The 11701-nt window shown below is 67.4% G+C and carries 12 protein-coding genes and 2 pseudogenes; 8 read left to right on the forward strand and 6 right to left on the reverse strand.

What is annotated here, in order from left to right:
- Together RMN84_RS12130 and miaA are read right to left on the reverse strand one after the other, a co-directional pair.
- A pseudogene (locus tag RMN84_RS12130) lies at window positions 1-476 on the reverse strand (ketol-acid reductoisomerase); the annotation flags it as partial.
- Between the two features lie 9 nt (window positions 477-485).
- Window positions 486-1403 carry a tRNA (adenosine(37)-N6)-dimethylallyltransferase MiaA gene (gene miaA, locus RMN84_RS12135; protein ID WP_309612424.1) on the reverse strand — a complete coding sequence of 306 codons (918 nt, stop codon included), beginning with the start codon at window positions 1401-1403 and terminating at the stop codon, window positions 486-488.
- Between miaA and serB the strand changes: the two genes are divergently transcribed.
- On the forward strand, window positions 1396-2247 hold the full coding sequence (gene serB, locus RMN84_RS12140; protein ID WP_309612425.1) for a phosphoserine phosphatase SerB: 852 nt from the start codon (window positions 1396-1398) through the stop codon (window positions 2245-2247). The two genes, miaA and serB, sit on opposite strands and share 8 nt — an antisense overlap.
- On the opposite strand, the gene RMN84_RS12145 is transcribed toward serB, so the two are convergent.
- Complete coding sequence (locus RMN84_RS12145) at window positions 2244-3179, reverse strand: SPOR domain-containing protein (protein WP_309612426.1); 936 nt, start codon at window positions 3177-3179, stop codon at window positions 2244-2246. The genes serB and RMN84_RS12145 overlap by 4 nt on opposite strands.
- A 138-nt stretch (window positions 3180-3317) precedes the next feature.
- Between RMN84_RS12145 and RMN84_RS12150 the strand changes: the two genes are divergently transcribed.
- The 3 genes from RMN84_RS12150 to RMN84_RS12160 are packed head-to-tail and all read left to right on the forward strand — an operon-like array spanning window position 3318 to window position 6044.
- A complete protein-coding gene (locus RMN84_RS12150; protein ID WP_309612427.1) occupies window positions 3318-4043 on the forward strand; it encodes a ParA family protein in 726 nt (241 codons plus the stop codon).
- An 11-nt stretch (window positions 4044-4054) separates the two neighbouring features.
- Window positions 4055-4702, forward strand: coding sequence for a hypothetical protein (locus tag RMN84_RS12155; RefSeq protein WP_309612428.1), 648 nt, complete (start codon window positions 4055-4057; stop codon window positions 4700-4702).
- A 25-nt stretch (window positions 4703-4727) separates the two neighbouring features.
- Window positions 4728-6044: a tetratricopeptide repeat protein gene (locus tag RMN84_RS12160; protein WP_309612429.1), complete on the forward strand. Its 1317-nt coding sequence runs from the start codon at window positions 4728-4730 to the stop codon at window positions 6042-6044.
- Between the two features lie 104 nt (window positions 6045-6148).
- On the opposite strand, the gene RMN84_RS12165 is transcribed toward RMN84_RS12160, so the two are convergent.
- The 3 genes from RMN84_RS12165 to RMN84_RS12175 are packed head-to-tail and all read right to left on the reverse strand — an operon-like array spanning window position 6149 to window position 8639.
- Window positions 6149-7045, reverse strand: coding sequence for an aspartate carbamoyltransferase catalytic subunit (locus tag RMN84_RS12165; RefSeq protein ID WP_309612430.1), 897 nt, complete (start codon window positions 7043-7045; stop codon window positions 6149-6151).
- Between the two features lie 11 nt (window positions 7046-7056).
- Window positions 7057-7527 carry a Holliday junction resolvase RuvX gene (ruvX, locus tag RMN84_RS12170; RefSeq protein WP_309612431.1) on the reverse strand — a complete coding sequence of 157 codons (471 nt, stop codon included), beginning with the start codon at window positions 7525-7527 and terminating at the stop codon, window positions 7057-7059.
- Entirely contained in the window at window positions 7524-8639 is a 1116-nt protein-coding gene (locus RMN84_RS12175; RefSeq protein ID WP_309612432.1) for a DUF3089 domain-containing protein, read from the reverse strand. Before RMN84_RS12175 ends, ruvX begins: the two co-directional genes overlap by 4 nt.
- Before the next feature lie 78 nt (window positions 8640-8717).
- Here RMN84_RS12175 and gatC point away from each other — a divergent pair, with 78 nt between their 5' ends.
- The 4 genes and pseudogenes from gatC to gatB form a co-directional block, all read left to right on the forward strand.
- Window positions 8718-9005, forward strand: a complete 288-nt coding sequence (gene gatC, locus RMN84_RS12180) for an Asp-tRNA(Asn)/Glu-tRNA(Gln) amidotransferase subunit GatC (RefSeq protein WP_309612433.1) — start codon at window positions 8718-8720, stop codon at window positions 9003-9005.
- Window positions 9005-10486 carry an Asp-tRNA(Asn)/Glu-tRNA(Gln) amidotransferase subunit GatA gene (gene gatA, locus RMN84_RS12185; RefSeq protein WP_309612434.1) on the forward strand — a complete coding sequence of 494 codons (1482 nt, stop codon included), beginning with the start codon at window positions 9005-9007 and terminating at the stop codon, window positions 10484-10486. The genes gatC and gatA overlap by 1 nt, the downstream gene beginning before the upstream one ends.
- Window positions 10480-11304, forward strand: coding sequence for an FkbM family methyltransferase (locus RMN84_RS12190; RefSeq protein WP_309612435.1), 825 nt, complete (start codon window positions 10480-10482; stop codon window positions 11302-11304). The genes gatA and RMN84_RS12190 overlap by 7 nt, the downstream gene beginning before the upstream one ends.
- Window positions 11301-11701: pseudogene (gene gatB, locus RMN84_RS12195) on the forward strand (Asp-tRNA(Asn)/Glu-tRNA(Gln) amidotransferase GatCAB subunit B); the annotation flags it as partial. The gene RMN84_RS12190 and the pseudogene gatB, both read left to right, overlap by 4 nt.

Genomic DNA, 11701 nt, shown 5'->3' on the forward strand with positions numbered 1-11701 from the left:
GCGCCGCCGCTGGCATCCTGCGCCACCGCCCACAGCGCGACCATGCCCTTGCCCTCGGCATAGAGCGAGCGCAGCGCGGTCCCCGGCCCCTTGGGCGCGACCATGACGACGTCGAGGTCGGGGCGCGGAATGACGAAGCCGAAGCGGATCGCGAGGCCATGGCTGAACCCGATCGCCGCGCCGTGGCGAAGGGCCGGTTCGACCTCGCGATACAGCGCGGCGATCGTCTCGTCGGGGGCGAGGAACATGGTGAGGTTGGCGCTGGCGACGACGTCGGCGAGCGGCAAAGCGGCCAGGCCATCGGCGGCGACCCGCGCTTCGCTTGTCGAACCGGCGCGCAGGCCGACGACGACGTCGACCCCGCTATCCTTCAGGTTCAGCGCCTGCGCCCGCCCCTGATTGCCATAACCAAGGATGGCGACGCGCTTTCCGGCGAGCGGCGCGGGGTCGATGTCGGGATCGCGGAGGAGGTCCATTGCTTGGCGTTACCGCAACAACGGAAATTCGGCGAGGGTTTCGAGGGACGGCACGTCCCGGAACCGCACCCACTCCACCGGCGACTGGTTGGCGAACCAGGTATATTGGCGCTTGGCATAGCGCCGCGTCGCCTGGGCACCGGCGGCCAGCGTCTCGGCGCACGTCGCCTCGCCGCGCAGCATCGCGGCGATCTCCGCCACTCCGATCGCCCGCATCACCGGCAGCGCCGGGTTGAGGTTGCGGACGAGCAAAGCCGCGACTTCCGCCGCCGCGCCCTGATCGAGCATCGCCGTGAACCGCGCATCGCAGCGAGCGTAGAGCCAGTCGCGCGGCGGCAGCAGGATGAGCGGGCGAAGCGCAATCTCGCCGCCGATCCCGCCGCTGAGCTCTGCCTGCCACGCGCCGATCGCTCGCCCGGTCGATCGGACCACCTCCAGCGCACGGGCGATGCGGGTCGTGTCGGTCGGGCGCAGGCGGGTGGCGGCCTCGGAGTCGAGTGCTTCGAGCACCGCGTAATTTGCCTCGACCGGGGCGGCCCGCACTTCGTCGCGAATGGCGGGATCAATCGGCGGGATCGGCGCAATGCCGTCGATCAGCGTGCGCATATAGAGACCGGTCCCGCCGACCAATATCGGCACGCGCTTCTCGGCATGGATCGCCGATATCTCGCCGCGCGCCAGCACCGCCCACGCCGCCGCCGAGCAGGGATCTGCCCCATCGCGTACGCCATAAAGCCGGTGCTCGGCGCGCCCCACCTCAGCCGCCGACGGCCGCGCGCTGACGATGTCGAGGTCGCGGTACAATTGCGCGCTGTCGGCGTTGACGATCACGCCATTGGTCCGCTCGGCCAGCGCGATTGCCAGAGCGGACTTGCCGCTGGCGGTCGGACCGGCAATGAGCGCGACGGGAGGAAGCGGATTGACCATCGCAACGCTGATAGCAGCCGGACGGCTCGATGACAGGCTGGCCGAAGCGGCGTGCGCGCACTTTGGCGCAAGGCGTGGCGCGTGGGTCGATCCGGGCAGCGCACTCGACCTGCAGTTCGACGGAAAGGTGCCGGCAGTGGACGGCTGGGAAAGCGTCGACCTCCTGCCGATCACCCCCGGTCCGCGCCGCCGCCTGCTGCTGGTCGCCGATATGGATTCGACCATGATCGGGCAGGAATGTATCGACGAATTGGCCGACTATGCCGGGGTCAAGCCCCAGGTCGCCGCGATCACCGAGCGGGCGATGCAGGGCGAACTCGATTTCGCGGGCGCCTTGCGCGAGCGGGTGGCGCTGCTCGCCGGGCTCGACGAGGCGGTCATCGCGCTATGCCTGGCCGAGCGGGTGCGGCCCAATCCGGGCGCGGCGACATTGATCGCGACGATGCGGGCGCATGGCGCGCGGTGCCTGCTGGTGTCGGGCGGCTTCACCGCGTTCGCAGAACCGGTGGGCAAGATGCTTGGCTTCAACCAAGTTCGCGCCAACGTGCTGGCGGTACGCGACGGCAAGCTGGTCGGTACGGTCGATGGCGCAATCGTCGACGCTTCGGTCAAGCGCGCGACCTTGATCGAGGCCTGCGCGACACTCGGCATCGCACGCAACGCGACGATGGCCCTGGGCGACGGTGCCAACGACAAGGCGATGGTCGAGGCGGCGGGGTGGGGGATCGCATATCGCGCCAAGCCGGCGCTTGCAGAGGTCGCCGATGCGCGCGTCGATTACCACGGACTCGACGCGTTGCTGTGGGCGCAGGGCATTCCCCGCGCCGAGTGGATCGAGGTCTAGCGGGCGGCGATCGCGAAGCAGGGCTGACCGCGCGCGCTGAGTATGGCGCAGGCGGCGCTGGCGGCGGCGCGGCTGGGGTAGGGGCCGGCCTGCAGGCGAGTCATCGCGCCAACCGGGATCGCATAGGCCTGCTTGCCCGCCAGCGGACCGGCGGCGAGCTTGCGGAACAGGGCGTCGGCCGCACTGCGCTGCCCGAAGGCACCGAGCTGGACGCGCCAGCCGCCGGTCACCGCCCGGGGCACCGACAACGACCCGATGAACGGCCGGGTCGAGGCACCGGCGGTGCTGGCCTGCCGCAGCGGTGATGGCGTCCTGGTGACTTGCTTCGGCGGCGTGGCGGGTTTGGGCTCAGCGGCCATCTTCTTCACCGGCATCGCGGCCGCGCCACTCCCCATGCCCGCGCCGACCCGCCGGCGCATGTCGGCCGGCATCGCAGCCTCCATCTCGGCCAGCGTCGTCGCCGCCGAAGCCAGCCCCTGCGCCGCCGATTTCAAGACGTAGCGATAGGCAAGTTCCGGATCGCGCCGCATCAGCCCGTCGCCGTTGAACAGCGCCGTGCCGTAAAGCAATTGCGCGCGCGGCTCGCCGGCATCGGCCGCCTGTTTCAGCCAGCGCAGACCCGAAAGCTGATTGCCGTTCTGGAAATAAAGTATCCCCAGCTGGGTTTGCGCATCGACATGCCCCGCCGTGGCGGCGCGATTATACCAGCTCGACGCCTCGCCAAGATCGATCGCAACGCCCTTGCCCAGCCGATAGGCCTGGCCAAGGTTGAACATGGCGTCGGCGTCGCCTTTTTCGGCAAGCGGCCGCCAGACTGCCAGTGCGCCAGCGTAATCGCCCTTGGCATAGGCATCGATCCCCGCCTTGACGCTTTGTGCCGCGACCGGCGCGCTCATCAGCAGCGCGACCGCAACCACCCAACCGACCCGCATTTTGGCGCTCCCGAGACTTGCCAGCGATCCATAACGGAGCGAGCGCCTCATGCAATACAGTCGGAACGACGTTAACCAGACTTTAGGAGCTTTGGGGTCACTTGCCTCTCGAACCGTCATTTGGGCGAGGGGAATAGAATGCGCGTTCTGGCAATGGCATCGCAGAAGGGGGGATCGGGTAAGACCACCCTGTCGGGTCACCTCGCGGTGCAGGCGCAACTGGCAGGAGCCGGTCCGGTCTGCCTGATCGACATCGATCCCCAAGGGTCGCTCGCCGACTGGTGGAACGAGCGGGAGGCCGAAATGCCGGCCTTCGCGCAGACCACCGTCGCCCGGCTGCAGTCGGACCTTGAGGTCCTGCGTCAGCAGGGTTTCCGCCTGGCGGTGATCGATACACCGCCGGCGATCACCATGGCGATCCAGTCGGTCATCGCCGTCTCGGAATTGATCGTCGTGCCGACTCGGCCCAGCCCGCACGATCTGCGCGCCGTCGGGGCCACCGTCGATTTGTGCGACCGCGCCGGCAAGCCGCTGATCTTCGTCGTCAACGGCGCGACGCCGAAAGCCAAGATTACCTACGAAGCCGCCGTCGCGCTGTCGCAGCACGGCACCGTAGCACCCGTCACCCTCCACCACCGCACCGATTTCGCCGCGTCAATGATCGACGGCCGAACGGTGATGGAAGTCGATCCCAAGGGCCGCTCCGCCAAGGAAGTGGTCGAGTTGTGGGAATATATTTCCGACCGCCTCGAAAAGAACTTCCGCCGCACAGTCTTTTCCGCCCCTGGCGCGAATGCCAATGCTGCTGCGGCTGCGACGCCTAGGCCGATGGGTGGCTTTGGCCGCCGCGTTGTCGGCCAGTAAGGAGTATCGACGTGGGCGAGCCCAAGACTTTTGCATCACTCTCCTCGGGACTCCTCGCTCGCAAGGGCGCGGCGCGCCCCGCGATGCGCCCGCAAGGCTTCGGCCAGATCGGCGCGACGCTCGAGGATCTCGGCTGGAACGACATGGGCTTCGAACCGCCCAAACCGGTGCTGTCCGCCGTCCGTGACGAGGACCATGACGCATTCGGTGACGAGACCGGCGAGTCTGGCGCGCGCCATTCGCTGGCCGGGCTTACCCCGTTTGCCACGCCGTCGCCGGTCCATGACCAGCAGGCCGAGCTGGCCGAGCGCTTCGCCGGCTATGACCTGGAGGCCGGCAAGGAAGACGAGTATGACTCGACCGCCGAGCCATTCAATGGCGCGGACGAGATCCGGCCGAGGATTGCCGCTCCGGTGGCCCGTGAAGCCCAGCGCACAGCGCGCAAGACAACGCAGCGCGCGGCGCCCGGGAGCAAAGCCAAGGCGGCGTTCACGTTGCGGCTCGATCCTGCTCGCCACCTCAAGCTTCGCCTGGCCTGCGCGGTGACCAATCGATCGGCGCAAATGCTGGTGACCGACGCGCTCGACCGGCTGCTCAAGAGCATGCCCGAACTCGATGGGATGGCGGCCAACGCGCCGACGTCCTGCAAGCTGAACTAGAAGATAAAAACGGGAGGCTCGTTCGATGAACAACGCACTTCGCTTCGGCACCGCGATTGGCGCACTCGCGCTGGCCGCAACTCTGGGCGGCTGTGCCGCATCGCACCAGCCCAAAAGCGCCTCCATCTTCGGCGGCAAGGTCGATAACGAAAATATCGGCCTCGCCACCCGTGCTCAGCTTGCGCTAGGCGACAACAAGCTGACCGAAGCGGTTGCGCTGGCCGAACGCGCCGTCGCCGCCAGCCCCAACGATGCCGGCTTCCGCGGCCTGCTCGGCAATTGCTACTTCGCCGCCGGGCGCTTCGCCTCGGCCGAAGCGGCCTATCGCGACTCGCTCACTTTGCTGTCGAACCAGCCGCAGGTCGTGCTGAAAATGGCGTTGGTCAGCGTCGCACAAGGCAAGAACGGCCAGGCGATCGCCTTCCTCGACGCCGCCAGGGACGTGCTCGACCCGTCGGATTACGGCTTGGCGCTGGCGCTGGCCGGTCGTCCCCAGCAGGCGGCCGATTATCTTCAGACCGCCGCGCAGCAGGTCGGCGCCGACTCGCGCGTCCGCCAGAACCTGGCGCTTGCGCTCGCCTTCTCCGGTGACTGGGTTGCTGCCCGCTCGGTTGCGGCACAGGACGTGCCAGCCGATCAGCTCGATGCGCGCATCCAGCAGTGGATGCAGCTCGCCAAGCCCGCTCGTGCGTCGGACCAGATCGCTTCGCTGATGGGGATCACGCCGATTGCGCTGGATCCAGGCCAGCCGGTGCGCCTCGCGCTGCGCGATGCCAAGTCGCGCCTCGCCGCCGCCGCGCCGCTGGTGCCAGTCGCCGAGGCGGCACCGACCGAAGTCGCCGAAGTCGCTCCCGCGCCGGCGATCGTCGCGACGCCCGAGATCGCTGCTCCGGCTCCGGTCATGCTGGCTGACGCCAATCCGGCGACGCCGCTGATCGTCGAGCGCGTCGCCGCCAAGCCCGTTCGCCATGCCGCTGCGCCGCGACCGTCGCTGTCGCCGCGTGCTTCGGTGATGGCTGATGCCCGCACCCTCTATCGCTACGCTGCTGCCAAGAGCCCGGCGCGCGGTAGCTCGGTCGTCCAGCTCGGCGCCTACTCGTCGCGCGCCTCGGTCGCTGCCGCGTGGAGCCGGGTTTCGCATAAGTTCGGTACGCTGCGCGGCTATGCGCCGGTCGCGGCTCGCTTCGATGGCGAGCGCGGCACGGTTTATCGCCTGTCGGTGCATGGCTTCGGCAGTGCCCAGCAAGCCCAGTCGCTATGCGGTTCGCTCAAGCGTGCCGGTGGGGCCTGCTTCGTTCGCAACGTCGCGGGCGACGCTCCGGTTCGGATCGCCTCGCTTTAATTTGTGGCGAAGCGCGGCACCGGCCCGCGCCCCCACCTGACCCTCCCAATCAGTTTATGCTTTGGGAGGCCGGGGGGGGGCGCGGGCCGGTGCCGTCTCACGCATCAAGCGACCCGTTCAGCGGTGAGGAGGTCGAGGCAGGCCATTCGCACCGCCACGCCCATTTCGACCTGAAGGATGATCAGCGATCGCGCCGGATCGTCGGCCAGGTCGCCCTCGATCTCGACCCCGCGATTGATCGGGCCAGGGTGCATGATCGCCGCGTGCGGGGTCGCCTTTGCCAGCCGCGCAGCCGTGAGCCCATAGCGGTCGAGATATTCCCCCGGCGCGTCGCCTAGATCCTCGGTCATTCGCTCGCGCTGGACGCGGAGCATCATGACCACCTCGGCACCGTCGACCGCTTGGTCGATGTCGCACGCGGGCAGGTCGTCGGGCATCAGCGACGGCGGTCCGGCGAGACGCAGGTCGGCACCCAGTCGCCGCAGCAGCTTGATGTTCGAGCGCGCCACCCGGCTGTGCTTGAGGTCGCCGCAGATCGCGATCCTCAGCCCCGCGACATGGCCGAAGCGGTGGCGGATCGTCGCCGCGTCGAGCAGCGCCTGCGTTGGATGCTCGCCGATGCCGTCGCCGCCGTTGATCACCGGGCAGTCCATCAGCGCCGCGACCGTTCCTGGCGCGCCGCTAGTGCCGTGGCGTATCACCAGGGCATCGGGCCGCATCGCGTTGAGCGTGCGCGCGGTATCCTCCAGCGTCTCGCCCTTCTTGATGCTCGATCGTTCGACCTGCATCACCACGACCTGCGCGCCGAGGCGCTTGGCGGCGATTTCGAATGACAGAAGCGTGCGGGTGCTGTTCTCGAAAAAAGCGTTGATGACGGTCAGCCCGTCGAGCCGCTTCGAGTTGCGACGCGGCTGGCGGTTATACTCGAACCAGCGCGCGCCCTCGTCGAGAATCAGCGCGACCTGTGCGTCGCTGAGGCTGTCGATCGAGAGAAGGTGCATGAAGGCGCGCCCTAATCGTCGCGGGGCAGATTGGCCAGAGCGTCGATCGCGCCCTGGAGAATATGGGCCGCCGCCAGCTTGTCCACCGCGAGCGCACGTTTGGCCCGCGACACATCGGCGGCGATCATCGCCCGCTCGACCGCCTGCGTCGACCAGCGCTCGTCCCACAGCAGCAGCGGCAGGGCGAGGGGCACGAGGTTGCGGGCAAAGGCGCGCACCGACTGCGTGCGCGGCGAATCGCTGCCGTCGAGGTTGAGCGGGAGGCCGACGACCAGGCCGACAACGGCGTGTTTCGCGACGAACTGGCGTAGCAGGGTGAGGTCGATGGAGAATTTTGTCCGGGCGATGGTTTCGGCCGGGCCGGCGAAACTCCAGCTAGCATCGCACAGCGCGATGCCGATGGTCTTGGTGCCGACGTCGAGCCCGGCGAGCTTGCCGCCATGCGCGAGAGACGCAGCGAATTGAGCCAGCGAATGGCTCAATGCCAGGCCCTGGTGCGGGTGTCGGCATCGTTTCTTATGGCCGACCAGAACAGCGCATAGTCATATACGTGATAGTTATTGCCCGGGAGGACGTAGGGGCCGAGCGGGGGTATCGCGCCGCTAATTTCGAGTAGCCCCTGCTCGCACCGCGCGCCGACGGCCTTGGGGATTAGGGTTGCGGTCGAGAAATCTGCGGTCGGGACCAACGTGCCGCCGTTCCTGTCCGCGATCGCCGCGCCGTTGTGCGTGCCGGTAAGCGGATTGACGCAGACGACGTCGCCTCGTGCTCGCACCGATCCGTTCGCTCCCTTGGTCCCGACCCAGTTGTCGAGGATCATCGATGCGTTGGCCGGCTCGCCGAAGCTCATCCACGAGAGGATGCACCCGGTTTCGTCGGGCGTTGTGCAAGGCGGAAGCCCCATCGCCGGCAGGTCCGCTTTCGCCGACAGCGGCCAGCCGACGACGTAAGCGGCGACCAGCCGCCCTTTCAGTGCGTCGCGCCGATCGACCAGCAGCCGCGACAAATGCAGCGCGCCTTGGCTGTGGCCCGCCAGGATGATCGGAGTCTTGTGGGGCTGGGCGGCCAGAAAGACGTCGAACGCCGCAAGCACGTCGCGATAGCCGAGGTCGAGCGCCTTGTTCGCGTCGTCGTTGTGAAGGAGGAACGCCCCAAATGCCGCCTGGCGATAGCGCGGCGCCCAAATGGTCGAGACATGGTTGAAGACGCCAGCTTGGCTCTGCACGAACAAACGGTCACGCAAGAACGGATCGCCGGGCTCATCGATCTCCGCGTTCCACTTGTCCCGGGCGAGATAGGTGGTCGGGTGGAGGTAGAAGGTGGCGACTTCGATTCGCAAGAACGGCTCCGGCTCGACGGGCGTTTCACCGGTCGGGCGCCATCTTGACGGATCGTCTTTCAGCCCCGGCTTCGCCAACCAGCTCGAATCGAGCTTGTAATCGGGGCCGGTCGAAACGGCTGGGGCGGCGAAGTGGCCGGTTGGCGTTGTCGCGCTGGTCAGCACCCGGCCGCCATACTGATAGATGGCGAACCCCGCCGCCACAGCTAGAATGATCAACCAGAAGATCAGCAAAAGGAACCGGCGCGCACACATGGCGGCGCGCGTTAGGGGAGGGAGACAAGCCCGGCAAGCGCTTGCCCGGCTTCGGTGGCGCTGTTAGGCGCGGCCGCTATGTCCGTTGATCGCGCTACCGTCCGCCACATCGCCAGGCTTGCCCGCATCGCCACCAGCGACGCGCAGATCGACGCGCTGGTGCCCGAACTCAACCAGATCCTCGGCTGGGTTGAGCAATTGTCGGCGGTCGATACCGAGGGGGTCGAGCCGCTGACCGCAGTCATCGAACTGAAGCAGCGGCTGCGCGACGACGTCATCGACGACGGCAATGTTCGCGACAAGGTGCTGGCCAATGCCCCCGACGCGCAGCACGGGTTCTTCGCCGTGCCGAAGGTGATCGAATAGTGAGCGAGCTGACCGCCAAGACCATCGCCGAACTGCGACAAGGACTCGCGTCGAGGGCGTTATCCGCGCGCGAACTCGCGACCGCCTACAATCTGGCGGTCGAGGCTGGTCGCCCGCTCAACGCCTATACGGTGGCGACCCCCGACCTTGCGCTCGCCGCCGCCGATGCCGCCGACCAGGCGCGGGCGAGCGGAGACGCGCCGGGAGCACTTTCCGGTATCCCGCTGGGGATCAAGGATTTGTTTGCGACCGAAGGGATCGAGACGACCGCCGGGTCGGCCATCCTCAAGGGCTTCAAGCCGCAATATGAATCGACCGTCTCGGGCAAGCTCAAGGCGGCCGGTGCGGGTATGCTCGGCAAGCTCAACATGGACGAGTTCGCGATGGGCTCGTCGAACGAGACCAGCGCGTTCGGCCCGGTGATCTCGCCGTGGAAGCGCAACGACGGCGGAAACGCTGCACTCACTCCGGGCGGAAGTTCGGGCGGGTCGGCGGCAGCGGTCGCGGCGGGTCTGGCGGCGGGGGCGACCGGCACCGACACCGGCGGATCGATCCGCCAGCCCGCCGCCTTCACCGGCATTTGCGGGATCAAGCCGACCTATGGGCGCTGCTCGCGCTGGGGCGTCGTCGCCTTTGCCTCGTCGCTCGACCAGGCCGGGCCGATGGCGAAGACGGTCCGCGATTGCGCGATCCTGCTCGAGGTAATGAGCGGGTATGACAAGAAGGATTCGACCTCGCTCGACCTACCCGTGCCTAAATGGGAAGAGGGACTATCGAGCAATCTTAGGGGCAAGCGCGTCGGTATTCCTAAGGAATATCGCATCGATGGCGTCCCCGCCGAGATCGATGTCCTGTGGGACAAGGGCGTCGAGTGGCTGCGCGATGCGGGTGCCGAGCCGGTCGAAATCTCGCTGCCGCACACCGCCCATGCGCTGCCGACCTATTACATCATCGCCCCGGCCGAAGCCTCGTCGAACCTCGCCCGCTATGACGGCATCCGCTATGGATTGCGCGAGACGGGCGAGGGCGGGCTTGACGGCCTCTACGCCGCGACCCGCGCCGCTGGCTTTGGGGCCGAGGTCAAGCGCCGCATCATGATCGGCACCTATGTGCTGTCGGCGGGCTTCTACGACGCCTATTTCACCAAGGCGCAGAAGGTGCGGACGCTGATCAAGCGCGATTTTACGCAGGCGTTCGAGCGCTGCGACTTCATCCTCACCCCGACCGCGCCATCGGCGGCGTTCGGGCTGCAGGAGAAGATGAGCGACCCGCTGGCGATGTACCTCAACGACGTGTTCGCGGTCCCGGCGAGCCTCGCGGGACTGCCGGCGATGTCGGTCCCAGGCGGGCTCGATGCGCAGGGCCTGCCGCTGGGGCTACATCTAATCGGGCGCGAACTGGATGAGCAAGGCGTGCTGAACGCAGCGCTGGCGATCGAGGAGCGGGCGGGGTTTACCGCGAAGGCGGAGCGGTGGTGGTAAGACTGCTCAAGAATGTCCTGCTCGGGGGCAGGCGGGCGCTGCGCCGCGCCGGTCTCGACGTGGGGCGCTTGTCATCCCCGTCGAGCACGATGAGCGGTCTCTATCTGAGCTGGTCGCAGGACGATCCCGCCGCCACCCGCGGCATGGTGATTGACGTCGCCGAGGCAGGCCGCACCGGACATTTCTTCGTTGCCGACCCGCGCGACGAGATCCAGCGCCATCACCTCGCCGGTCATTTTTACGAGCCCCGCGAACTGGAAGTCATCGCCGCCCATCTGGGCGGGGGCGACTATGTCGACGTCGGCGCCAACGTCGGCAATCATCTGGTCTATCTCGCGCTGGGCTCGCCCGCGACGCGGATGGTGGCGTTCGAGCCGAATCCGGTCGCGCGGCGGCTGCTGGACATCAATTTGCGTCTCAACAGTCTCGCCGAGCGGGTCGAGGTGAAGCCGGTCGCGCTGGGTGCGGAGGCGGGCGTCGGCGCGCTGGTGTTGACCGAGCATAATCTGGGTGCGGCGCGGATTGACAGCGCGCGCGGGACGCAGCCGATCGTCATCGAACGCGGCGACGATCTACTATCGGATCGAACAGTCAGTTTTATCAAGATCGACACCGAAGGCCATGAAATTGCTGTCCTCGAAGGGCTGGCGAAGACGATCGCTCGTTGCCGGCCATCGCTGTTCGTCGAGGTCTCGACCGCCAATCGCGAGTTATTCCTGCGCATGATGAGCGATTGGAAGTATCGCGAGGCCGACAATTTCGCCCGTTTCGGTCGCGGCGGAAATTTCCTAATGCTTCCACAGGAGCGCAGCGCGTGAACGCCCCCTATCGCATCCACGGCGACACCGGCGAGTGGGAGGTCGTGATCGGCCTCGAGGTCCACGCCCAGATCGTGTCCAACGCCAAGCTGTTCTCGGGCGCCGCCACCGCCTTCGGGGCCGAGCCGAACACGCAGGTCAGCCTGGTCGACGCGGCGATGCCGGGGATGCTGCCGGTGCCGAACCGCGAGTGCATCCGCCAGGCGGTGCGCACCGGCATGGCGATCGGCGCGCAGATCAACAATTGGTCGCGGTTCGACCGCAAGAATTACTTCTACGCCGATTTGCCGCAGGGCTATCAGATTTCGCAGCTCTATCACCCGATCGTCGGCGAGGGAGCGGTGACGGTGCTGGTCGACGAAAAGGACGAGGGCAGCGCGCGGACGATCGGGGTCGA

Origin of the sequence: Sphingomonas sp. (assembly GCF_031380695.1) — a bacterium.
GTDB lineage: Bacteria > Pseudomonadota > Alphaproteobacteria > Sphingomonadales > Sphingomonadaceae > Sphingomicrobium.